21 protein-coding genes are annotated in these 24,273 nt (G+C 60.3%); 2 read left to right on the forward strand and 19 right to left on the reverse strand.

From position 1 onward, the window contains the following. Positions 1-138: 138 nt before the first annotated feature. Positions 139-675: a peroxiredoxin-like family protein gene (locus DWA01_RS20855; protein WP_114287741.1), complete on the reverse strand. Its 537-nt coding sequence runs from the start codon at positions 673-675 to the stop codon at positions 139-141. Between the two features lie 88 nt (positions 676-763). Here DWA01_RS20855 and DWA01_RS20860 point away from each other — a divergent pair, with 88 nt between their 5' ends. Further along, complete coding sequence (locus DWA01_RS20860; protein WP_200832636.1) at positions 764-1,507, forward strand: helix-turn-helix transcriptional regulator; 744 nt, start codon at positions 764-766, stop codon at positions 1,505-1,507. A gap of 581 nt (positions 1,508-2,088) precedes the next feature. Then, the gene (locus tag DWA01_RS20865; protein WP_114287761.1) at positions 2,089-5,781 is read left to right on the forward strand and encodes a vitamin B12-dependent ribonucleotide reductase; all 3,693 of its coding nucleotides are present in this window, start codon (positions 2,089-2,091) and stop codon (positions 5,779-5,781) included. Positions 5,782-6,362: 581 nt separating this feature from the next. Here DWA01_RS20865 and DWA01_RS20870 read toward each other — a convergent pair. The 18 genes from DWA01_RS20870 to DWA01_RS20955 form a co-directional block, all read right to left on the reverse strand. Next, complete coding sequence (locus DWA01_RS20870) at positions 6,363-8,945, reverse strand: molybdopterin-dependent oxidoreductase (RefSeq protein ID WP_114287742.1); 2,583 nt, start codon at positions 8,943-8,945, stop codon at positions 6,363-6,365. A gap of 16 nt (positions 8,946-8,961) precedes the next feature. Continuing rightward, positions 8,962-10,221: an NADH-quinone oxidoreductase subunit NuoF gene (nuoF, locus tag DWA01_RS20875; protein ID WP_114287743.1), complete on the reverse strand. Its 1,260-nt coding sequence runs from the start codon at positions 10,219-10,221 to the stop codon at positions 8,962-8,964. Further along, on the reverse strand, positions 10,218-10,883 hold the full coding sequence (locus DWA01_RS20880) for a complex I 24 kDa subunit family protein (protein WP_114287744.1): 666 nt from the start codon (positions 10,881-10,883) through the stop codon (positions 10,218-10,220). Before DWA01_RS20880 ends, nuoF begins: the two co-directional genes overlap by 4 nt. After that, on the reverse strand, positions 10,880-12,097 hold the full coding sequence (gene nuoD, locus DWA01_RS20885; protein ID WP_114287745.1) for an NADH dehydrogenase (quinone) subunit D: 1,218 nt from the start codon (positions 12,095-12,097) through the stop codon (positions 10,880-10,882). The genes DWA01_RS20880 and nuoD overlap by 4 nt, the downstream gene beginning before the upstream one ends. Next, positions 12,094-12,600, reverse strand: coding sequence for an NADH-quinone oxidoreductase subunit C (locus DWA01_RS20890; RefSeq protein WP_114287746.1), 507 nt, complete (start codon positions 12,598-12,600; stop codon positions 12,094-12,096). Before DWA01_RS20890 ends, nuoD begins: the two co-directional genes overlap by 4 nt. Before the next feature lie 2 nt (positions 12,601-12,602). Further along, entirely contained in the window at positions 12,603-13,118 is a 516-nt protein-coding gene (locus DWA01_RS20895; RefSeq protein ID WP_114287747.1) for a NuoB/complex I 20 kDa subunit family protein, read from the reverse strand. Further along, entirely contained in the window at positions 13,106-13,468 is a 363-nt protein-coding gene (locus tag DWA01_RS20900; protein WP_114287748.1) for an NADH-quinone oxidoreductase subunit A, read from the reverse strand. The genes DWA01_RS20895 and DWA01_RS20900 overlap by 13 nt, the downstream gene beginning before the upstream one ends. A gap of 178 nt (positions 13,469-13,646) precedes the next feature. Beyond that, on the reverse strand, positions 13,647-15,161 hold the full coding sequence (locus DWA01_RS20905) for an NADH-quinone oxidoreductase subunit N (RefSeq protein WP_114287749.1): 1,515 nt from the start codon (positions 15,159-15,161) through the stop codon (positions 13,647-13,649). Positions 15,162-15,170: 9 nt separating this feature from the next. Then, positions 15,171-16,643 (reverse strand): NADH-quinone oxidoreductase subunit M, encoded by a 1,473-nt coding sequence (locus tag DWA01_RS20910; protein ID WP_114287750.1) that lies wholly within the window; start codon positions 16,641-16,643, stop codon positions 15,171-15,173. Further along, complete coding sequence (locus tag DWA01_RS20915) at positions 16,640-18,460, reverse strand: Na(+)/H(+) antiporter subunit D (protein WP_114287751.1); 1,821 nt, start codon at positions 18,458-18,460, stop codon at positions 16,640-16,642. The genes DWA01_RS20910 and DWA01_RS20915 overlap by 4 nt, the downstream gene beginning before the upstream one ends. Further along, a complete protein-coding gene (locus DWA01_RS20920) occupies positions 18,453-18,704 on the reverse strand; it encodes a hypothetical protein (RefSeq protein ID WP_114287752.1) in 252 nt (83 codons plus the stop codon). The genes DWA01_RS20915 and DWA01_RS20920 overlap by 8 nt, the downstream gene beginning before the upstream one ends. Then, complete coding sequence (locus DWA01_RS20925) at positions 18,701-20,185, reverse strand: monovalent cation/H+ antiporter subunit D family protein (protein WP_200832637.1); 1,485 nt, start codon at positions 20,183-20,185, stop codon at positions 18,701-18,703. Before DWA01_RS20925 ends, DWA01_RS20920 begins: the two co-directional genes overlap by 4 nt. A 15-nt stretch (positions 20,186-20,200) precedes the next feature. Then, entirely contained in the window at positions 20,201-20,503 is a 303-nt protein-coding gene (gene nuoK, locus DWA01_RS20930; protein WP_114287754.1) for an NADH-quinone oxidoreductase subunit NuoK, read from the reverse strand. After that, the gene (locus DWA01_RS20935; protein ID WP_114287755.1) at positions 20,500-21,156 is read right to left on the reverse strand and encodes an NADH-quinone oxidoreductase subunit J family protein; all 657 of its coding nucleotides are present in this window, start codon (positions 21,154-21,156) and stop codon (positions 20,500-20,502) included. The genes nuoK and DWA01_RS20935 overlap by 4 nt, the downstream gene beginning before the upstream one ends. A gap of 156 nt (positions 21,157-21,312) precedes the next feature. After that, positions 21,313-21,759 carry a CBS domain-containing protein gene (locus DWA01_RS20940; protein ID WP_114287756.1) on the reverse strand — a complete coding sequence of 149 codons (447 nt, stop codon included), beginning with the start codon at positions 21,757-21,759 and terminating at the stop codon, positions 21,313-21,315. Positions 21,760-21,821: 62 nt separating this feature from the next. Then, positions 21,822-22,391: a 4Fe-4S dicluster domain-containing protein gene (locus DWA01_RS20945; RefSeq protein ID WP_114287757.1), complete on the reverse strand. Its 570-nt coding sequence runs from the start codon at positions 22,389-22,391 to the stop codon at positions 21,822-21,824. Positions 22,392-22,407: 16 nt separating this feature from the next. After that, positions 22,408-23,394, reverse strand: a complete 987-nt coding sequence (nuoH, locus tag DWA01_RS20950; RefSeq protein ID WP_114287758.1) for an NADH-quinone oxidoreductase subunit NuoH — start codon at positions 23,392-23,394, stop codon at positions 22,408-22,410. A gap of 472 nt (positions 23,395-23,866) precedes the next feature. Next, the coding region (locus DWA01_RS20955; RefSeq protein ID WP_235008641.1) for a YfiM family lipoprotein at positions 23,867-24,273 on the reverse strand (407 nt) is incomplete at its 5' end.

Consider the following 24,273-nt stretch of genomic DNA (forward strand, 5'->3'; position numbering starts at 1 on the left):
AGCCTGGATTTTCAGTGGCAAGTCGGATTTGCGCGATGGTGGCTGAGACAGGGGGCTGCTGGCCGATATGCGCGCCTGGCGGCTGGCTGCCGCGGGTCGTGCTGGCCGGCGCTGATTTGGGCGCGCCGGCCAGGCAGATCAGACTTCGCCGGTGTATTCGCCGCGGGCCGGGTAGTCGTTTTTGATCGCAAAATCGACAGCGCCAAGCAGTTCGGAGAAATGGGGGCGCACGAAAGGCATGGTCTGGACAGAGCCGTAATAGAGTGTCTGCTCCGGAGTCACCATGAACAGGCCGGGCTCAGAGAACAGCGCTGGTTCTTCGATACCGATCGAGGTTTTGCCGCGCGAGGTGGAGATATAGAGACCCCACTCTTTCGCTTTGGCCAGCGGCAGGTCATAGGCAAAACGCAGCGAGTCGGCGCCGATTTTGTCGGCCATGGCGCGGGTGCGCTCTTCGCCGTCGGAGCTGATGGCGATTGTTTTGATGCCGCGCTCGGCAAAATCGGCAACGCGTTTTTGCAGCTCAGTCAGGTAGTTGGCACAAATCGGGCAGTGCAGTCCGCGGTAGAAGCAGATCACGGTGCCGCGGTCCGAGACTTCTGAGGCGAGGTCAAAATCACCGTGGTCCAGGGTGGACAGGGACAGGTCGGGGGTTTTCTGGCGAGGGAGCAGCATGGGATATCCTTATTCTGAGTGCTGTTGCCTCGCAGTGTAGTGGTTGTTAGTGTCGAATAAATCCGAAATAACCGACGGAAAATCCGAAATGGCCCGATTTGACCGACTGACGACACTGATGGAGCGATTCAGCCTGGTGGTGCGGCCGGCCGCGCTTGCTGAGGCGAACCTGCTGGTGGTGGCGGCTGCCGACGGGACGCCGCAAGAGATAGTCCTGTGCAGCCGCACGAACGGATTTGTCATAGATGCGGATCAGGTGTTGTTTTGTGCGCAGGTGGACTGGGGCGGGATGTCCAACCCGCTGATTGCAGCGTTGCCGGATGTGGTGGTGTTCGATCTGGGCGGGGACGCAGACAGCCGCGGGCTTGTCAGCCTGATGCAAACAGAATTTCAGGCGCAGCGCTGTGGGGCCGGATCGGTGGTCAGCCGGCTCGGCGAAGTTATGATTGTGCGCATGTTGCGGGCGCAGATCGAGGCGGGATCAACCGCGCCGGGCCTGTTGGCGGGCCTGTCGGATCCGCGTCTGAGCCGGGCGATTGTCGCCATTCATGATGCGCCGGGACGGGGCTGGCGCAATGAGGAGCTGGCGCAGATCGCCGGGCTGTCACTGTCACGCTTTGCCGAGACGTTTCTGGCGGTGGTGGGAGAGCCGCCGGCGGCTTATCTGCGGCGTTGGCGTTTAATTCTGGCGCGGCAGGATGTGGTGCGCGGCGACCGGGTGGACGCGGTGGCGCGACGCTACGGGTATCGCTCGCCCGAGGGGTTTGCCCGGGCGTTCAAAAGGCATTTTGGCGACAATCCTGTGGCGCTGCGTCTGAAGCCCGGCAATTGAGGCCTGCGGTCTGAATTCCGGCGGCCGGGCCCGGGAGGCAGGAGGAGCATGAGTCGGCGCAATGGCTGAATCTGTCCACTAGCGTCAGGGTTGAGGGTAAATTTGTCGCCATTGTGGCAGGTTTGAACCGGCGTTTGGGTCAGTCTGGGCACATGATGATCGGACGCATCAGGCAATTATAAAAACAAACTTATCCACAGATTTTCGCCCGATTGTTTGGCGGTGGCAAGAAACCCCCCGAAATAGCGCAAGAAAAACACCTCCCCCGGGCAGGCGAATCAAGTCGGGTTGTGGGCAAGTCAGGTCAACAGTAAAGAACGTAAAAAATTCGTTGCCAACTCGGATTTTAAGCTGCAAGTTGTAGGGGCCGGTTGGGGGGGATACCACATTTAGTGGTCTGAGCGGACCGAGTGACAAGACTACATTGTGCGTTGCCCGTCAGGGCATTTGCCATTCCGTGTGCAGCAATGGGCATGGGACAAGAGAGTTTTGTCTTTAGGTCGGCACCAGCCGGCACGAATTCTTTTGCCTCCGTCTGAGACGGGGGCGTGGGTATAAACGTCGAAATCTACGGGGCCGCAATGAAAATTGAGCGCAAATTCACCAGGGCAGGGTCGGATGCCTATGCGGAGCTGGACTTCAGCATCATCTCGTCCGAGATCCGCAACCCTGACGGAACGATTGTGTTTCAGCTGAATGAGTGTGAAGTGCCGTCTGGCTGGAGCCAGGTCGCCAGTGATGTTATCGCGCAGAAATATTTCCGCAAAGCCGGCGTGCCTGCCGCGTTAAAACGGATGCCCGAAGTGGGGGTTCCGGAATTCCTGTGGCGCTCGGTGCCGGATGACAAAGCGCTGGCGAAACTGTCTGAGGAAGACCGGTTTGGCGGCGAGACCAGTGCACGCCAGGTGTTTGACCGGCTGGCCGGGGCCTGGACCTACTGGGGCTGGAAAGGTGGCTATTTCTCCACTGAGACCGATGCTCAGGCCTATTTCGACGAGATGCGCCATATGCTGGCCAGCCAGCAGGCCGCGCCCAACAGCCCGCAGTGGTTCAACACCGGTCTGCACTGGGCGTATGGCATCGACGGGCCGGGCCAGGGCCATTATTACGTGGACTATAAAAGCGGCAAGCTGACACGCTCGACCTCCGCCTATGAACATCCGCAGCCACACGCCTGTTTCATCCAGTCCGTGGCGGATGATCTGGTGGCTGAGGGTGGCATTATGGATCTCTGGGTGCGCGAAGCCCGGCTGTTTAAATACGGCTCGGGCACCGGCACCAATTTTTCATCGCTGCGTGGGGCAGGTGAGAGCCTGTCGGGCGGTGGTCAGTCTTCAGGCCTGATGGGCTTTCTGAAGATTGGCGACCGCGCGGCGGGTGCCATTAAATCGGGCGGCACCACCCGGCGTGCCGCCAAGATGGTGATCTGTGACATGGATCACCCTGATATCGAGCAGTTCGTGAACTGGAAGGTGATTGAGGAGCAGAAGGTTGCCTCCATCGTCGCCGGCTCCAAAATGCACGAGCAGCAGCTGAACGCGATTTTTGCCGCCATCCGCGAATGGGACGGCGCGGTGGATGACGCGGTGGAGCCTGGCAAAAATCCGGGACTGAAATCGGCGATCCGCGCGGCGAAAAAAGTGGCGATCCCGGAGACCTATGTGAAGCGGGTGCTGGATTACGCGCGTCAGGGCTATACCAGCATCGAATTCCCCACCTATGACACCGACTGGGATTCTGAGGCCTATGCGTCTGTGTCGGGGCAGAACTCCAACAACTCGGTGCGGGTGACGGATGCGTTCCTGCAGGCGGTCAAAGATGATGCCGACTGGGAGCTGATCCGCCGCACTGACGGCAAAGTGTCAAAAACCATCAAGGCGCGCGATCTCTGGGCCGATGTGGGCCATGCAGCCTGGTCCTGTGCCGATCCGGGCATTCAGTTCCATGACACGGTGAACGCCTGGCATACTTGTCCGCAGGATGGCGAGATCCGCGGCTCAAATCCGTGTTCGGAATATATGTTCCTCGATGATACCGCCTGTAACCTGGCGTCGATGAACCTGCTGACCTTTCTGAAAGACGGCGAATTCCAGGTCGAAGATTATATGCATGCGACAAGGCTGTGGACGCTGACGCTGGAGATTTCGGTCACCATGGCGCAGTTCCCCTCCAAAGAGATTGCGCAGCGCTCCTATGATTTCCGCACTCTGGGTCTGGGCTATGCCAATATCGGCGGTTTGCTGATGAATATGGGCTTTAGCTACGACAGTGTTGAGGGCCGGGCCCTGACCGGAGCACTGAGTGCGGTGATGACCGGCGTGGCCTATACCACTTCTGCGGAAATCGCCGGCGAGCTGGGCGCGTTTGCTGGTTATAAACGCAACAGCAAAGACATGCTGCGGGTGATCCGCAACCACCGCAACGCCGCCTATGGTGCCACGGACGGATATGAGGGCCTGGCGGTGAAACCAGTGCCGCTGGACCTGAGCAACTGCCCGGACCAGAAACTGGTGGCACTGGCGCAGATGGCCTGGGATGAGGCGCTTGAGCTGGGGCAGAAACACGGGTACCGCAACGCGCAGACTTCGGTGATTGCACCCACCGGCACCATTGGCCTGGTGATGGATTGTGATACCACCGGCATTGAACCGGATTTCGCACTGGTGAAATTTAAGAAACTGGCCGGCGGCGGTTATTTCAAAATCATCAACCGTTCGGTGCCGGCGGCGCTTGAAAAACTGGGCTATGGCACGGCGCAGGTTGAGGAAATCATCAGCTATGCGGTGGGCCATGGCAGCATCGGCAATGCGCCGGTGATCAACCACACCGCCCTGATCGGCCACGGCTTTGGCCAGGCGGAGATTGAGAAAATCGAAGCGGCATTGCCGGCCGCGTTTGACATCCGTTTTGTCTTTAACCAGTGGACGCTGGGCGAAGAGTTCTGCACTGGGTCGCTCGGCATTCCGGTGGCGAAGCTGAATGATCCCAAATTTGACCTGCTGCGCCACCTGGGGTTTTCCCGCGCAGACATTGAAGCGGCCAATGAACATGTCTGTGGCGCGATGACGCTTGAGGGTGCACCGCATCTGAAAGAGGCGCATTACAGCATCTTTGACTGTGCCAATGCCTGCGGCAAGACGGGCAAGCGCTTCTTGTCGGTGAACAGCCATATCGAGATGATGGGGGCGGCGCAGTCGTTCATTTCCGGGGCGATTTCCAAGACCGTCAACATGCCCAACAATGCCACTATTGAGGAATGCCAGCAGGCCTATGAGCTGAGCTGGGCGCTGGGCATCAAGGCCAATGCGCTTTATCGCGACGGCTCCAAACTGAGCCAGCCGCTGGCTTCGGCGCTGATTGAGGATGACGAGGAGGCCGAAGAGGTTCTGCTCAGCGGCTCGATCCCCGAAAAGGCTGTGGTGATCGCCGAAAAGATCATCGAAAAGGTGATCATCAAGGAAGTGGCGCGCGGCCGGGAAAAACTGCCGCAGCGGCGCAAGGGGTATACGCAGAAAGCGGTGGTCGGCGGCCATAAGGTCTATCTGCGCACCGGCGAATACGGCAATGGCGCGCTGGGCGAGATTTTCATCGATATGCACAAAGAGGGCGCCGGCTTTCGCGCCATGATGAACAATTTCGCCATCGCGATCTCGGTGGGGCTGCAATATGGCGTGCCGCTGGAAGAGTTTGTCGATGCCTTTACGTTTACCCGTTTTGAGCCTGCCGGCATGGTGCAGGGCAATGACAGTATCAAAAACGCCACCTCGATCCTGGATTACATTTTCCGTGAGCTGGCGGTGTCTTATCTGGACCGCACTGATCTGGCGCATGTGAAACCGTCGGGCGCGTCTTTTGACGATATCGGGCGCGGAGAATCCGAGGGCAAATCCAACGTCAGATCGCCCTCTGATGCGGCGGCGAGTAAATCGCTTGAAGTGCTGAAGCAGATTTCATCGACCGGGTATCTGCGCAAACGCATGCCCCAGGAGTTGTTCCTGATTCCGGGTGGGGGGCAGGGCAGCGCCGCGGCCCCGGATCTGGCAAGCGACCCGCAGGCGGCGTTAAAAGCGCTGGTGCCGGAAGTGGCGCGGCCGGGCCCCGTTGTGGATCCTGTTGCCGCCTCAGGCGGGGCGACGGCGATGGACCCGCGGGCCAAGGCGAAAATCCAGGGCTATGAGGGTGATCCTTGCGGTGAATGTGGCAACTACACGCTGGTGCGCAACGGCACCTGCATGAAATGCAACACCTGCGGCGGCACATCGGGCTGCAGTTAAGAGATTGGACGGGTCGCCGTGTAAGCGGCGCCCGGCAAAAGCGCCGCAGTGGCGCAGATAAGTTCCGGGGCGGGTGCGCTCGCCCCAGACATTGGTCAGGCCGCAGGCAATAAACAGCGAGCAGTGAATATAAGAGCCTGATTAATGAAACTGGCCGCCCTCCGGGGCGGCTTTTCTTTGTCTTGATGTGCTCACGGCAGGTTTGCACGACGGCTATGTGCGGCAGGATTGCACGACGAGGGTCGGCGGCGGGTGAGGCAGGTGTCGCGGCGGATCCGGGTAGATGTCTGCCGCTGCAGATATGCGCGGCAGGTTTGCCCGACGATTGTGTGTGGCTGGTTTGCACGACGGCTATGTGCGGCAGGATTGCACGACGAGGGTCGGCGGTGGGTGAGGCAGGTGTCGCGGCGGATCCGGGTAGATGTCTGCCGCTGCAGATATGCGCGGCAGGTTTGCCCGACGATTGTGTGTGGCTGGATTGCACGACGGCTATGCGCGTCAGGTTGGCAGGAGGGTGTTTGCCGCAGGTTTGCCGGGCGGATAAGCGTGACGGGGCCGCAAAGCGGATTTGCGCAGCGGTGTCAGGGCAGCCGGGCGAATGTCAGCGCGACGGCCAGCGGGTAGTCCCGGGCTGAGAGCGGGTTGTTTTCCAGCGCGGTGAGCATGTGCTCCGGCGCGTAAACCACCCCAGGGGCGAAACCACGGTTCACCTTTAATGGCGCGTTCAGGGTGGTGCTGCCGCTGCGCAGGGTGACCTCGTACTGATGCGCGTCCGGGTCGAGACCTTCCGGCGGGTTCAGCTCCAGATACGCGCCGCGCTCCAGATCCTGCAGCAGGTGAGAGCGCGTGGAAATTGTGCCAGCGGTAAACAGGCTGGCGCCGGTGATCAGATGGTAATGACCGTCTCCGGGCTTTGAGGGCTGTACACGCGGCAGCGCGGGCGGCTGGTCTGGTGCCCCTTCAGGTCCGGACGCGGCGGTGCTGTCGGATTTGTCGGATGACGCGGCGGGCGGTATAGCGGACAGCGCAGAGGCCGACGTGGCGGGGGGGGGACCTGCGCCGTTAGGTCCCATCAGCGCGACTTGCGGCGTGAAGAGCGGCGGCGGATCTGTCCAGTCCGGCGCAATGCCCATGGCGGTGGCAATACGCTGGTAAATCGTGGCCGCGCTGAGAACATCGGCTGCCGGTGGGCGGATCATCTGCAGCGGCTGGGTGGCGCCCTGATTGCTGGTGAACGTGCCGACCTCTTCGCCCCAGGCCGGGCCGGGCAGCAATACATCGGCGTGTTCCGTGGTGGCGTTTACATGCGCGCTTTGCACCACCAGAAAATCGGTTTTCCGGGCTGCGGTGCCGCAGCGGTCCCCCAAAGCGCAATCGGTGAGCGGATCGGCACCGGCAACAAAGACCATGTCGGGCACTTGTGCGGGCACGGTGCTGGCTGGGGTGGTACCGGGCGCGGTATCGGCGGCAGTTTTGGCAGATGCGCCGCCGGGTCCGGTTTCGGTCAGCGCGCTTGCCAATGCTGTTTCGGCGAACGCGCTTGCTGGGGGGATGCCGGGCAGGCAGCCCATGTCCCAGAGCCCGCGCTGGTTGGGCCGGTCGAACAGGAACTGGACAGCAACGGTTTTCCCCTTTCTTTCAAGGGTCTGAACGGTGTGCAGGATCCAGTCGAGCGTTTCTTCGATCTGGCCAGTGCGCAGGAACTCGGTGCCCAGAAACAGCGTCACTGAGGCGGCGGCATCAAGCGCCGTGCGGGCGGTGGTCAGAAAACCGGCCTGGGCCGCCGCATCGCTGGTGGCAATGTTGTCGGGGGCTGTATTACCGGAGTCGCTGAGCGCACTGAGCAGACGCGCCTCCTCACCGGGCAGCAGCCGGAGGTGGGCAGTGGCGATGTCATCCAGATTTGACGGGCGGGAGCAGGCGATCAGCAGGCGGGTGCGCTGGTCCCGCACGGCAGCGCGCATCAGGTAGCCGGTGACCGGGTTTTCCTCAGCGATATTGGCGCCCAGCACCAGTGTGCAGTCATGGCCCAGCAACGTGTCCAGCGAGGCGCGGCTAAGTCCGGTGTTGATCAGCTGAGCCAGTTTACTGGTCGCGCCGGGGGAGAGATCCCGCAGCCCGCTAAAGCGGCTGCCGGAGTGGATGTCGTCGCTGTGGAAGGCCTGGCGCATCAGATGCTGAAAGGCGAAGGCGGTCTCGTTGTTTTGTTGCGGCGAGATCTGCCCCTGAATGGTGCCGTTGCGTGCTTTGATTGTTTGGGCGGTGGTGGCGATCAGGGCGATGGCCTCACCCCAGCTGGCCTCAACCAGCGCTCCGTCCGTGCGGATCATTGGCACGCGCACCGGGGTGCCGCCCTCCAGACAGTCGATGCCAAAGCGGCCGCGGGCACAAAGCAATTCGCTGTTGATCCCGGTTTCATATTTGCTTTTGACGCGTTTGACCGCGCCGTCGCGGCTTTCCACCGTCAGCGAGCAGCCGGTGCCGCACATGGCGCAGATGGTTTCCGCCTGGACCATGTCCCAGGGCCGGGCTTTGTAGCGGTAGGGGGTGCTCATCAGCGCGCCGACCGGGCAGACCTCAATGCAATTGCCACAATGGCTGCAGTCTTTCAGGCTGTTACCGATGCCGGTGATTTCAGAATCCAGCCCGCGCTCAGAGGTGCCAAGGGCGGTGTCGCCAACCACTTCTTCGCAGATGCGCACGCAGCGCTGGCACTGGATGCAGCGGTTTGCGTTGAAGACGATCACGTCGTTCAGCTCAATGTCGCGGGTGCGGAACACGCGTTTGTCGTCCTGAAACCGCGAGTCGCCTTTGCCATATTCAAACACGGTGTCCTGCAATTCGCATTCGCCGCCCTTGTCACAGACAGGACAGTCCAGCGGGTGGTTGGCCAGCAGGATTTCCAGCATGTCTTCGCGCATTGTCACAACTTTGTCCGAACGGCTGTGGATCACCATGTTCTCAGACACTGTGGTGGCGCAGGCCGGTTCCAGTTTGCGCCTTCCTTCTATTTCAATCAGGCACATGCGGCAGGAGGCGGAGAGCGACAGCCGGTCCTGGTAACAAAACGTCGGGATATCAATGGCTATGGCGCGGGCGGCGTTGAGGATGGTGGTGCCGGGTTCCACGTCGATTTCCTTGCCGTCCAGGGTGCATTTTACCATTGCAGTGCGTCCCTTTTCATCCGGTTGCGGTTTTACGGGTGATCAGCGCGTCATATTCGGGGCGGAAATGTTTCAGTGTCGCCGCGAGCGCCCAGGCCGCGCCGTCCCCCAGCGCACAGAATGAATTGCCAAAGATGCCGCCGCAGAGCATTTCAAGCTGATCCGGGTCGCCGGGCAGCCCGTCACCGGCCTCGATCCGGCGCAGGATTTTTGCCGCCCAGGTCAGCCCTTCGCGGCAGGGGGTGCATTTGCCACAGCTTTCATGGCTGAAAAATTCGGTGATGCGGCGGGCGACCACGGGGATCGAGCTGGTTTCATCCAGCGCAATCACCCCGGCGGAGCCCAGCATGCTGTCCGCGGCGGCGAGGGAGGAAAAATCCATACCGACGTCAAATCCGCTGGCCGGGATCATCGGCGCTGAGACGCCGCCGGGGATCGCGGCTTTCAGCTTGCCGGTGAGGGCGCCGTGGCCGTAATCCTCGATCAGCGCGCCAAGGGAAATGCTCATCGGCAGTTCAAACACACCGCGCTGTTTCAGATGGCCGCTGAGCGCAAACAGTTTTGGCCCGGGGGCATCGGCCGGCCCGATGGAAGTGAACCAGTCGCTGCCGAGGCGGAAAATATGCGGCAGGCAGGCGAAGGTTTCCACGTTGTTGATCACAGTCGGGCACTCATATATGCCCGCCACCGCCGGGAAGGGTGGTTTCAGTTTTGGCATGCCGCGCCGGCCTTCGATCGATTCAAGCAGCGCGGTTTCTTCGCCACAGATATAGGCACCGGCGCCTATGTGCAGGTGGATCTCCAGCGAATAGCCGCTGCCCAGAATATTGTCGCCGAGATAGCCGCGCGCGCGGGCGGCGTTGACCGCGTCGCGCACCCGCCGGATCGACAGGCCGTATTCGCCGCGGATATAGACATATGCAGTGTTGCAGCCGGTGGCATATGCGGTGATCACCATGCCTTCGATCATCTGATGCGGGTCGCGTTCCATCAGCAGCCGGTCTTTGAAGGTGCCGGGTTCGCCCTCATCCGCGTTGCAGCACAGGTAGTGGGGTTTACCGTCCCCTTTGGGCACAAAGCTCCATTTCATCCCGGTGGGAAAGCCAGCGCCGCCGCGGCCACGCAGGTTGCATTTTTTGACGTAATCGATCACCTCGTCAGGGGTGAAGTCTTTGAGAACACGCCGCAATCCCTGGTAGCCGCCGGATTTTTCATAGATCTCGATCTGGGGGGCGTCAGGGTTGTCGATGTGTTTGAGCAGGGTGAGTTCGCTCATGGCATCTCCCCCTCGTTGCCAGTGCCGCCAGTGCCGCCAGTGCCGCCGGTGCCGCCCTGGTCGCTGAGGCTGGCGGCGCTGCCGAGGGTGAGTTGATCCAGAATGTCGGTGAGTTTTGCTTCATCCAGGTTGCTGTACTGGTCCTGATTGATCATCATCGCCGGGGCCACGTCGCAGGAGCCGATACATTCTACCAGTGACAGGGTGAACATGCCGTCTTTGCTGGTTTGACCGGCCTGAATGCCAAGCCGGTGTTCAAGGCAGGCGCGCATGTGATCAGCGCCGAGCAACATGCAGGACAGGTTGTCACAGAGCTGGATGTGAAAGGTGCCTCGCGGCTCGCGGGCAAACATGGTGTAGAAACTGGCGACTTCGAAAACCCAGATTTCGGGCACGTCCAGCAGTTCAGAGATCGCCTTGTAGACGGTGCCGTCCACGTGACCGTATTTTTCCTGCGCCAGGTAGAGCGCGGGCATGATGGCGCTGCGGGCTTTTGGGTAGCGCGCGACAATCTCGCGGACCGGGCCGGCCAGATCAGATTTGACCACAGTGGTGGTGAGGGCAGCGGCCGTCGCGCTGTCTTTGCTGCTGTCGGTGCCAGTATCCGTGCCAGTATCCGGGACGGTGGCCGTGACGGGGGCGGTGTTGGTACGCGGGCTCATTTGTCCACCTCGGCCATCACCGGGTCGAGGCTGCCAAGCATGGCGATAACATCGGCGAGGTATTTCATATTGGTGGTATGTTCACACAGCGCCTGCAGATTGACAAAAGAGGGCGCGCGCACCTTAAAACGGAACGGTTTTTCACTGCCGTCCGAAATGATGTAATAGCCCAGTTCGCCCTTCGGGGCCTCAATCGCCTGATAGACTTCGCCGGCGGGCACTTTGAAACCAAAAGCGGCGAGCTCAAAGTGGTGAATATGGGTCTCCATTGAATGGGCCAGCTTGTCCTTGTCCACCGGGAAGGCGATTTTGGGATCGTCCACAATCACCGGGCCTTCGGGCATCTGCTCCACACATTGCCGGATCATGCGCAGGCTCTGGCGCATCTCGTCAACGCGGCATTTCCAGCGGTCAAAACAATCGCCGTCTTTGCGGGTGATGACCTCAAATTCAAGCCGGTCGTAGATTTCATAAGGCGCATCGCGGCGGATGTCCCAGTCCACACCGGACGCGCGCAGGTTGGGACCGGAAAGCCCGAGCGCCACTGCGTGTCTGGCCGAAATATTGCCAATGTTTTCCACCCGGGCCAGAAAGATCCGGTTGTGCAGCAGCAGTTTTTCGTAATCGGCGATGCGGTTGGTGAATATATCGCAGAATTCAATAATGCGCTCGGTACAGCCGGGCGGCAGGTCTTCACGCACACCGCCGACACGGCAGAACGAGGTGTGCATTCGCACGCCGCTGATCATTTCCAGCAGGTCCATCACCATTTCGCGTTCGCGCATGGTATAAAGCAGCGAGGTCATCGCGCCCACATCCATCGGCAGCGCGCCGGTGATCAGCAAGTGCCCGGAAATGCGGGACAATTCAGCCATGATCACCCTTATATACTGCGCCCGCACCGGCGCCTCGATGCCCAGCAGCTTTTCCACCGCCAGCGCAAACCCGAGGTTGTTGGAGGGCGGGCACAGGTAGTCGAGCCGGTCGGTCAGCGGGAAGATCTGGGTATAGGTGAAATGTTCAGCGAGCTTTTCGGTGCCCCTGTGCAACAGGCCGATATGGGGGTCCACCCGTTCGATGATCTCGCCGTCCATTTGCAGCAGCAGGCGCAGCACGCCGTGGGTGCTGGGGTGTTGCGGCCCCAGATTCATCAGCACTTCGCGGTTAAAACCGCTGTTGTCGTGGGTTTCCTGAACGACGGTGACTTCGGTCATGCGGCACCGCCTTTGGGCTTGGGTTCGTCGCCAAACGGGTTCATCTCGTCTTTATAGCCGCGCAGGGGGAAATCACGGCGCATGGGAAAGCCGTCAAATTCCTCCCACATGTAGATGCGGCGCAGGTCCGGGTGGCCGGTGAAGTCGATGCCATACATGTCCCAGGCTTCGCGTTCATGCCAATTGGCGGTGGTCCAGACCTGGGTGATGCTTGGGGCAGTGGCGTTTTCCAGCCGGCATTTGAGCCGCAGCCGGCGTTTGAACGGGATGGAGTAGAGCTGATAGACCAGCTGAAAGCGGGGTGTTTCGGGCCAGAAATCCACGCCGCAGATGTCGCTCATGAAATCGAATTTTAGGGCCGGATCGTCGCGCAGCAGCAGGCACAGTGCCACCAGATCTTCGGGTGCGACAAGCAGGCAGTCCTCGTCAGTGACCGCGTCATCTACGCGCAGATCGCCCGGAAAATGAGCGCAGATATGCGCCAGAATATCTGCGTTTCCCATACTCAGCTAACTTTCACTTCGGTGTGCGGTGAATCCGGCGGTTTGGCCCGCAATACGCGGGTACCGGTGATTTTTTCCTGCAGTTGCACAAAACCGTGCAGCAGGGCTTCGGGGCGCGGCGGGCAGCCGGCGACATGGACGTCGACCGGCACGATATGGTCCACCCCCTGAACCACCGCATAGGTGTTATAGACCCCGCCGGAAATGGCGCAGGTGCCCATGGCGATGACATAACGCGGCTCGGGCATCTGGTCGTACAGGCGGCGGATGATCGGGGCCATTTTGCGCGTCACAGTGCCGGCGACGATCATCACATCACTTTGGCGCGGCGAAGGTCGGAACACTACGCCAAAGCGGTCAAGATCATAACGGGCGCAACCGGCCGAGATCATTTCGATGGCGCAGCAGGCGATGCCAAAGGTTTCCGGCCAGAGCGAGGATTTGCGGCTCCAGTTGATGATGCCGTCAGAGGTGGTGAAAAACACATTGTCCTGGAAGCGGTTGTTCAGAATTCCCATTCCAGCGCTCCTTTCACCCAGGCGTAGATAAAGCCCACCAGCAACAGCACGATGAAGACAAACATTTCGATATAGCCAAACAGGCCCATGTCCTTCAGCACCACCGCCCAGGGAAACAGGAACATGGTTTCCACATCGAAGACCACAAACAGGATGGCGATGACAAAATACTGCACTTTGAACAGCCCGGCCGAGGCTTCGCCCACATGGTCGACGCCGCATTCATAGGGGCGGTTTTTCTCCGGGTAGGGATTGTCGGTGCGGATCAGCGCGGACAGGGTGAAGATAAACAGCGCCAGGCCGGACACCACAGCGACCATCAGGAATACAGGTAAGAAATCAACGGGCATGTTCAGATCCTGTTTCGGAGCCTGTCGGCCTGGTTATCTGCTGCAGAGTGCAGGTCCAGGGGGTAGTTGCCGGGCGCGGGATGCAGGCCGCAGGCTGTGGCAGACGACGGCACCCAACTCCAGGCGCCATACTTCAGATTACTCTACACTAAATTACGCAAATTTGCACATTACTCCCTTAGTTTCCAAGGCCGGACAGGCTGGCCTGACGCGCCATGGCGAGAAACCATGCCGGGAAAATACCGCTCAGAACAGTGCCGGAAAAGCTGAACAGCAGCACGAGGCGCATGGGGGCGCTGAGCAGAATGGCGGCTCGGGCGTGACCAGTGGGTCCGGTGGCCGGCGCGGCGGTGGACCCGGTGGTGGGCTCGGCGGGCTGTATATAGATCAGCATGATCAGGCGCAGATAGAACCAGGCGGCCACGGCGCTGAGCAGCACTGCGATGACTGCCAGCGTGACATGGCCGGCGTCAATCAGTGCCACCAGCACATAAAACTTGGCAAAAAATCCACCGGTGGGCGGAATGCCGGCGAGCGAAAACAGAAAAATCATTGCCATAAAGGCCAGCCCGGCATGGCTTTGCGCCAGGCCAGAAAACAGGGTGAGCGGTTCGCCGGCGCGCACATCCCGGTGCAGCAGGATGACGATGGCAAACAGGCCCAGTGTCATAAAGGTATAGATCAACAGATAGAGCAGGATAGCGGACATGCCAGAGGTGGTGCCGGCGATGATGCCCAGCAGCAGAAACCCCACGTGGGATATCGAGGAGTAGGCCAGCAGGCGTTTGATATTGTCCTGCACCAGTGCCACCAGGCTGCCAAGCGCCATCGTGGCCACCGCGATCGCGGCAAGACCGGAGGACCACAGCGGTTCCAGCCCGATGAGACTGCCCATAAACACCCGCAAAAGCACGGCAAAAGCGGCGGTTTTGGAGGCCACTGACAGGTAGGCGGTGATCGGGGTGGGCGCGCCTTCATAGATGTCGGGCACCCACATGTGAAACGGCACAGCGCCGATTTTGAACAGCAGCCCCACCAGCAGAAATACCGTGGCCAGGATCAGCATAGGCTCACTCAGATCAGCCGTCGCCAGCGCGCTGTTCAGCACCCCCAGCTGGGTGCTGCCGGTGAGGCCATAGATCAGTGACAGCCCGTAGAGCAGAATGCCGGAAGAAAAGGCGCCGAGAATGACATATTTCAGCGCCGCTTCCACCGAGCGGCCACGGGTTTTAAGAAAGCCGGTCAGCACATAGATCGATAAGGCCTGCAGCTCCAGCCCGATATAGATGATCAGCAGGTCAGCACCCGAGACCATGATCATGGTGCCGGCGAGCGCAAACAGCAGCAGCACGTAATATTCGCCTTTCACCGCTTCCTCGGTCTGCAGGAATTTTCCTGACATCAGGATGGTCAGCGCAGTGCCGAGATAGAGCAGCATTTTGAAATATGTGGCAAAGGCATCGACCACGAACATGCCGGAATAAGTGGTCTCAACAATGTTGACCGGGCGGGGGCTGAGCTGCAGCGTCTGGGCGCTCGCAAGCAGGATGGTGATCAGGCTGAGCCAGGTCAGGTATTTCTGCTGGTCCTGGTGGGGCCAGAGCGACAGCATCAGCGCGGCGCAGGCCCCGATTATGACGATGATTTCCGGGCTTGAGGCCCGCACAGATGCGGCGATCAGATCAGTGTCCATAAGCCCCCCTCATGCGCCGGTCCCGATCACCTGGGCCAGCAACTGTTCCAGCGTGGCGCGCAGCAGGGTCAGCACTGGTTTCGGATAAAGCCCGAGCCAGAAAACAAAGACCAGCAGCGGCACAGCGCAGGCGATTTCGCGGGCATTGAGGTCCCACATTTTTGCACCCTCGGGCAGGCGCACCTCTCCGAGCAACATCTGACGATAAAGCCCCAGCAGATAGGCGGCACCGATCAGCGCGCCGACGACTGCCGCGCCCGCCGCCCAGCCGGTGCTGCCAAAAGCGCCGGCAATCACCAGCAATTCGCCGACAAATCCATTGGTGCCCGGCAGCGCCATCGAGGACAGCAGGAACGCTGCCATAGCGATGCCAAACAGCGGCACCACTTTGATCAGCCCGCCGTAAGCTGGGATATCGCGGCTGTGGGTGCGCTCATAGATCAGCCCGACAAACAGGAACAGCGCGCCGGTGGTGATGCCATGGTTGAACATCTGGATCACCGCGCCCGACAGCCCGTTCATGTTGAAGGTGAACAGCCCGAGGGTGATAAAGCCCATATGGCTGACACTGGAATAGGCGATCAGTTTTTTGATGTCGCTCTGGGCCAGCGCCAGCAGGCCTCCGTAAACGATCGCAAGGGCGGACAGTGCGATCATCAGCGGCGCAAAATACACCGAGGCGTCGGGCAGCATCGGCAGCGAGAAACGCAGGAACCCGTAAGCACCCATTTTCAACAGCACGCCGGCAAGGATGATACTGCCCGCGGTTGGCGCCTGGACATGGGCGTCGGGCAGCCAGGTGTGCAGTGGCACCATCGGCACTTTCACTGCAAAGGCGATCAGGAAGGCGACAAAAACCCAAGCCTGAGTGGGAAAGGCATAGGGCTGGCCCATCAGCGCCAGCATATCGAACGTGCGGCCACCGGCGAAATAGAGCACCAGGATACCGATCAGAAACAACAGGCTGCCGGCAAGCGTATAGAGGAAGAATTTGAACGCGGCATAGATGCGGTTGTCGCCACCCCAGATGCCGATGATCAGGTACATCGGCACCAGCATCGCTTCCCACAACACGTAGAACAGGAACAGATCCAGCGCGCAGAACACGCCGATCATCAGACTCTGGATTGCCAGCAGGGAGATCATGAATTCGCGCACCCGTGTCTGAATCGCGCTCCAGGACGCCAGCACAGAGATCCAGCCCAGCAGCGCAGTCAGAAACACAAACAAGACGCTGATGCCGTCGACGCCGAGCTTGTAGCCGATGCCAAGCGCCGGCACCCAGTCATAACTCTCGCGGAACTGCATGGCTGCACTCTCGCTGTCAAAGGCCAGCAGCAGCCCGCTGGCGAGGGCGAAGTCGAGCAAAAGCGCCGTCAGGGTGAACCAGCGGATGGCGCGGTCATCTCGGACCAGCGGCAGCATCAGCGCCGCCAGTGCCGGCAGGAAAATCACCAGGCTGAGGATCGGGAACGGCGTCATGGCGATCCCCCCAGTCCCGGCGCCGTTACTGGCCCCATTTCAGGCCCTATTCCCAGACCCAGACCCAGAAGCAGCCAGCCGGCCAACAGGGTCAGCCCCAGCATCATGGCGAGCCCATAATGGGAGACGATGCCGCTTTGCAGCCGGCGCAGCAGCGCTCCGGTGCCGCGCGCCGAATGGGCGACACCGTTGACGGTGGCGTCCACCGCGTTTGTATCGGCGCTCATGCTCTGGCGGGACAACCGGTGCAGGCTGTTGAGCCCGGCGCCATCCCCCAGCGTGATCAGCGCCTGTTCCCAGAGCTGTACCGGACCCCGGGCAAAACGCATGAACAGCGCCGCGCCCCGGCGGTAAAACCAGTCGGTGTCCAGCGTGATGGTATTTTCCGGCGCCAGAATTTTGAGCAGCAGCACAAATCCCAGCAGGGTGAACATCAACAGCCCCATGCTTTCCGTGATGTGCAGTGCGCTGTAGGGCGCGAAATCCACCGGGAAAGGCAGCAGCGCATAAAGCGGGCCGGGCCAGATGCCGATCACGATGCAGAACGCCGCGGCGATGCCCATTGCGGCCAGCATGTTGGCGGGTGGTTCGCCGGGGCGCATACCGCTGTCTTTGGCGAAAAACATGAAATAGGGCAGTTTAAGCCCGACACTCAGAAATGTACCGGAGGAAGCCACGGTTAACATCAGGGTGGCCAGCGCCGGGCCGTCGCCGGCGGCAGCTGCGATCACCATGCTTTTGCTGACAAAACCGCTGAAAAACGGGAAGGCGGAGATCGCCAACGCACCGACCATGTAAAACACCAGGGTGAGCGGCATGGTGCGGTAGAGCCCGCCCATCTCGGTCAGTTTGCGCCGCCCGGTCATGTAGATCACCGCGCCGGCGCCCATGAACAACAGCCCCTTGTAGAGAATATGGGCAAAAGCATGCGAGGCAGCGCCGTTTAATGCCATTTCGGTGCCGATACCTACACCGGCGACCATGAAACCAACCTGGCTGACGATGTGATAGCCGAGCAGGCGGCGGCAGTCGTTTTCAATGGTGGCAAACACCACACCATAAAGCGCCATCGCCGCGCCGGACCACATCAGGATCTCGGCGCCCGGAAAAGTGCGGATCAAAACATAGACCGCAGTTTTGGTGGTGAAAGCGCTGAGGAAGACCGCGCCGGTGACGGTGGCTTCGGGATAGGAATCGGTAAGCCAGGCGCTGAGCGGCGGCATAGCGGCGTTGATCAGAAATGAGACCATGATCAGCGTGTAGGCCAGCCCGCCACTGCTGTAATCCAGCGCGCCGGTCAGATAGGAGCCGGTCTGCATGCCGTGCAAGACAATGCCGCCAAACAGCAGCACGCCGCCGGTGACATGCACCATCAGATAGCGAAAGCCGGCGCCGGTGGCAGCGCGGGTTTTAGAGGCAAAGATCAGCCAGGCCGAGGCAAAAGCCATCAGCTCCCAGCCAACCAGCAAGGTGAACCAGTCGCCGGCAAAGAGCACAATAAAGGCACTGGCGACATAGAGGAAAGCCGCGATGCGCTGGGCAGCGTCCTGGATATGCAGCGCATAGAGATTGCCGAGAAACGCCATGATGGCAAACACCCATGCAAAGACCAGCGCGAGGCGGTCGACCTGGAACAGCACCAGCGGGATGCCGGCAAATTCAACCTCGCCCCAGGTGCCGGGGTTGAATTGGGCGACCTGCAGGATCACCAGCGCCGGGATCAGCAGCGAAGTGATTTTCTGACCACGCAGCGTCAGCAGCGGCAGCAGCAGGGCGCCGGCAATCAACACCAGGGCGGGATGGAACCATTCAGTCATAATAGTCCTCATCTTTCATCAAGGCGCGGTGGCCGAGCCCCTTGGCAAACAGGATGATGGCGAGGCAGCTGATCAGCCCGATCAGAGCGCCCCAGCCGGGGATCGCGTCCCAGAAGTTTTCTCCGGCATGACGCTCGACCAGGAAATCTGCGATCAGGGTGGCGGCCAGCACCAGCAGGAACAGCCACCAGCGCCTCCGGCGGTATTTGGCGTCGCCAAAGAAGTTCACCACAGTGCGGATCATAGCAGGCCCGCCCCGCGCATCACCAGGCGCGCCAGTTCAATGAAATATTGCGGATAAAGCCCAAGGGCGAGGGACAGCAGCGCGGTGATCATCAGGGGCACCACCACCATCGGCACTTCGCGGATGTTTTCCGCCGCGGTCAGCCCGGGGTCGGTCGGCGCTTTTTCAGGTTCAAAAAACGCGGTGTAGGTTATGGGCAGGAAATAGGCGGCGTTGAGCACGGCGGAGACCAGCAGCACGGTTAGAAACACCAGCTCTCCGGCCTCAACCGAGCCCAGCACCAGGTACCATTTGCTGATGAAACCGCCGCTGGGCGGGATGCCGATCATGCCGAGAGAGCCGATGAAAAACGCGCCCATGGTCCAGGGCAGGCGGCGGCCGATGCCGGCCATGTCGCTGATCTTTTTGCGATGCGAGGCGCAGTAGATCGAGCCGGCACAGAAAAACAGGGTGATTTTGGAGAACGCGTGTGCCGCGATATGGGTGACGCCGCCCACCGCCGCCATCGGGGTCAGCAGGGCGGCGCCGAGGATGATGTAGGAAAGCTGGCTGACGGTGGAATAGGCGAGGCGTGCTTTGAGATCGTCCCGTGTCAGCGCATAGATTGAGGCCATCACAATGGTGAAAGACACCAGATAGGCGGTGGCGATGCCCAGCCCAAGTTTCCCCATCACATCGACACCCATGACGTGGAATATCACCCGTAACATGCAGAAGACGCCCATTTTGACCACCGCCACCGCGTGTAAGAGCGCGCTGACCGGGGTCGGGGCCACCATCGCCGCCGGCAGCCAGGCGTGAAACGGCATGATCGCGGCTTTGGCAAATCCGGCGAGGTAAAAGATGTAGACCAGCGTCAGCAGTGCGTCTGAGGCGTCGCTGTCGCGAAACAACCCCTGAGGGAGGAAATCGAGGGTTCCCGCCAGTTGATAAGTCAGCGCGAGGCCGGCCAGCAGGAAGGATTTGGAGGCGCCGACCAGATAGACCACATAACGCCGGCTGCCGGCCCAGGAAGTGTCGTCTTCTTTGTGGTAGACCAGCGGGTAGGTGATCAGGCTCAGCGCTTCATAAAAGATTACCAGGGTGAACAGATTGGCGGCAAAAGCCCCGCCCACGGCGGCGGAGAGCGACACCGCAAAAGCGGCAAAAAACCGCGTCTGGTTCTGTTCCTTCTGGCTGCGCATATAGCCGATGGAATAGAGCGCCGCGAGGATCCACAGCAGGCTCGAAATGGTGGCGAACACCATGCCAAGCGCATCGACCCGGAAGGCGAAATCAATGCCGGGCAGGATTTCAAACAGGGTCAGTTCCGGGGTTAAACCTGCAAACACCGCCGGAGCCAGCGATATCACGATGAGGAATTTCAACAGGGCCGCAACCAGCGAAACCATGTCGCGGGCATCAGGGCGGCGGTGCAACAGCAGGATCAGCGCGGCCGCAGTGAGGGACACTGCGACCGCCAGAACCGGTCGTATCGTCAATAAAAACTCCAACGACTACCCCTTTAAAACGGTTAAATCATCCACTTCCAACGTATGTTTGCGGCGCAAGAGCGCCACGAGAATCCCCAGCGCCACCGCGACTTCTGCGGCGGTGATGGCGATGACAAATATGGCAATGATCTGGCCGCGCAGATCCTGCATTGCATGGCCAAAGGCCAGCAGGTTGATGTTGACGCTGTTGAGCATCAGTTCGAGCGACATCAGCACAATCAGCACGTTGCGGCGCAGCAGAACGCCAGCGGCGCCGGTGACAAACAGCACCGCGGCGAGAAACAGATACCAGGACAAAGGGATCATCGGCGCATCCCTCCGGATGTACCGGGCCCGTTGTCCGGTTCGCGACCTGTGTCTGGCCCGTTGTCTGGCAGGATGTCTGGCATGGTGTCCGGAGTGGCGACGCGACCCGGAACGCGGCCCTGCGCAGGGTGCAGCGCGCGGCGGGGGCTTGCGTCCGCCTTTTCGTCATCACGGGCCAGGATCACGGCACCGACCAGCGCCACCAGCAGGATCACTGAGGCCACTTCAAACGGCAGCAGATAGTCCTGAAACAGGGCCAGGCTGAGGGCGTTGACGGAGGGCGGTTCTGCGGCCGGGGCCATCAACTGGTGCAGATCACTGCTCCAGCTCAGCAGCAGGCCCATTTCGACCGCCAGCACCAGGGTGACCACAAAAGCGGCAATTGCACCGCTGGGAATAAACCGGGTCAGCGCTTCCTGGCGCACGTTCAGCATCATGATGACAAAGAGGAACAGAACCATCACCGCGCCGACATAGACAAAGATTTGAATCACCGCGAGGAACGGCGCGCCGAGCAGGATGAACAGCGCGGCGATCTGCACAAAACAGGCCACCAGCGCGAGGGCAGAATGGATCGGGTCTTTGGCCACCACCACCAGAAAACCGGAGCCGGTCGCGACGGTTGCAAGCAGCAGAAAGAACTCTCGCTCCATAGTCTCCTCCCTCATTCCGTATTTGTTATCAGCGTATTGCCTACGCGTTGTTCTCGGTGTCGTCTGTTCCTGGTCTGCGCGTTCACTGTTTCTGTTCTGCAGGTTTTCTGTAGCTTAGCTGGATGTTTTTATCTGCGCTTCACCGGTCAGGCGGGGTCAGGTGCCAAAGCTGTAGCCGGTGCCTTCGACGTAGCGCAGGATCTCCTCTTCTTCATGGATGATTTCATCGAGCCGGTTCTTGACCACATCACCGATCGAAATGACGCCTTGAAACCCCTCGTCATCATAGGCCAGCATGTGGCGGGTCTTTTTCTGTGTCATCAGTGCCATGATCCGGATCAGGCTGTCCGACATCTGGCAGCGCTCGGGTGCCACCATAACATGTTTAATCGCGGTGGAACGACCGGCGCCTTCTTCCATCGACATAGCCTGGCAGATGTCGCGCTCTGACACGCCGCCGACGACGACGCCGGAGTCGTCCCTGACCACCGCAAAGCCGACACGGTTGGCGCGGAACATGCGCAGCACCGTCAGTACAGTGTCCTCCGGGGCGGCTTCGAACGTATCGAAACCCTTGTTTTCCAGTATTGATTTAACCAGCATAGTCCTTCCTTCCGGTTCTTTGACCTGACCCCGGCCGGCAGGGGCAGGGCCTGATAAAACGTCTAATCTCTGCGGATGCTGCGCCACCAGTCGCGCCCGTCTTTGCCTGCAATGACTTCTGAATGCGGATTGTCACCGGGGATCAGCCGCGCCGGCACCAGTTGGCCGCCGTCCCGCGCTTTGTCCGGCGCCGCCACCAGGTCGTCCAGATGCACCACCAGCGCGCCGGTGCTGATTTCAGACATTTCGTATTCGCGCCCCAGTTTGATTGCATCCGCCGGGCAGGCGTCTTCACATAAGCCGCAGTAGAGGCAGCGCGCCAGGTCAATATCGAAGACCTGCGGCCGGCGGTTGCCTTTGTCATCCTCAAATGGAATGACGATGATGCAATCGCAGGGGCAGATTTTGGAGCACAACTCGCAGGCGACACAGTTCACGTCGCCCTCGTCATTGGTTTTCATGAAGTGGTGGCCGCGGTGGCGCTCATAGGGCAGCCATTTTTCCGCGTCCGGATAGTGGTGCGTGACGGTTTTTGAGAACATATAGCGCAGGGTCAGCATCAGCCCGGCGGCCAGATCTGAGAAGAAGATCCAGCCGATCCAACCCTGTTTTGTGGCCTGGGAGCGCGCCATTGTTCATCCTTTCCGTTCAGAACATAAAAATCCCGCTTATCAGTATATTGAGCAGTGAAAGCGGCAGCAGAACCTTCCAGCCGATGCTCATCAGCTGGTCATAGCGGTAGCGTGGAAACGTGAAGCGGAACCACATGAAGACCCAGATAAAAAAGCCGGTTTTGAGCAGCAGCCACAGCGCCGGTGGCAGGAAGGGCGGTGCGCCCAGCCAGCCGCCGAAAAACAGCAGCGCATTGAGCAGCGCCAGCACCACCATCACCACATATTCGGCCAGCATAAACAGCGAGAAGCGGATGCCGCTGTATTCGGTGTGATAACCGGCACCAAGATCGCCCTCGGCTTCGGGCAGATCAAACGGGATGCGCTGCGCCTCGGCGAGCCCGGCAACAAAAAAGACAAAAAACCCGATCGGCTGATAGACGATATTCCACAGCCCGTCCTGGGCGTGGACAATATCAGACAGGTTCATTGAGCCGGCCAGCATCACCACGCCGATCACGGAAAACCCCATCGGGATCTCGTAGCTGATCATCTGGGCAATGGAGCGCAGGCTGCCGAGCACGGCATATTTGCTGTTGGAGGCCCAGCCGGCGAGGATCACACCGAAGACGCCGATGCCGGAGACGGCGAGGATAAACAGCAGCCCGACATTCATATCAGAGAGCGCCAGGGTGTAGCTGGAGCCAAAGATCTGCACCGGCTCGCCAAAAGGAATGGCAACAAACACCACAAAGGGCGGCACCAGCGCCACAACCGGGGCCATTTTGAACAGCAGCCGGTCGGCATCCATGGGAATATGGTCTTCTTTGGTCAGCAGTTTGATCGCGTCCGCCAGCGGTTGCAGCAGCCCGTGCCAGCCAACACGCATCGGGCCGGGACGTTGCTGGATATGGGCGGCGATTTTGCGCTCCAGCCAGGTCAGTGGCAGCGGCAGCAGCAGGAGTACCGCGACAACGATACCCATTTTGACCAATAATGGCAGGATCACAATAATGCTTTCCATGCAGCCTAATACCCCCGGTGCCAGTCGGAAACTGGCAGGATTTTCAGTAGCTTTCCTCCTTCTGGGCTGCCGGGTAGTTCATCCGGCATGCCGGAGATTATGCGTGGCCGCATCTCTAAGCATATGCGTTTAATGCATAATATCTCAATTTGCAGTGTAACACTTCCTGACGTTTTTGCAACGTCGCGCAAATGGGGGCGGTCCGGGGCAGGGTTTGCCGCAGTTTCGTCCGATTGTGACCTGGATGAGATTGCTTTCAGTCAGAGTGCCTTAACGGGGACAGCAGGCCGTTTGGGCCGGAGCCAGAGCCGGCGTCTGTGGCGCAAGTTTTGCGGTGCGGAGGAGGCCGGTGGGGCGACAGACTCCTGTTGCGCGCGCGCGGTATCCACGGCACGTCTCTCTGCAATTCTCCCGGCAGCTTTCAGAGCGATGGCGCGACGGGCGGGCAGCGCTCTGCGCTGGTTTGAGGCACTCACCGGCGCACCCTGCGCCCGCCCTGGAATTCAATGCGGAACATGAGGCAGGGCAGGCCGGTGGCCAGAACGTCGCCCCATTCTGAGGTGCCGTGGTCGATGTCCCAGATTTCTTTGAGCAGGCCGAGGCCAAACGTGTAGGAGCAGGTTTTCCAGAGATTTTGTTGGGGGCCCGGTTCGGGCTGGACGCCAAACGCAATGAGAGCGCCAGCGGTGAAGTGGCTGGTTTTGTCCTGCGCCCATCGTTCTGCCTGGAGCGGGGTGGCGAGCGTGCAGATGAGTAATGCTGTCATGAACTGTTTCACATTAAATCCTCCGTTGCATTCAAAGCGGTTGATGTCCGGGCCGGTGGCTCTGAGGGTGGTGGGCGCGGCAGTCGGGCAGGTGTTCGACCGGTAAGGCTGTC

The sequence above is a fragment of the Candidatus Halocynthiibacter alkanivorans genome (assembly GCF_003333265.1).
GTDB lineage: Bacteria > Pseudomonadota > Alphaproteobacteria > Rhodobacterales > Rhodobacteraceae > Halocyntiibacter_A > Halocyntiibacter_A alkanivorans.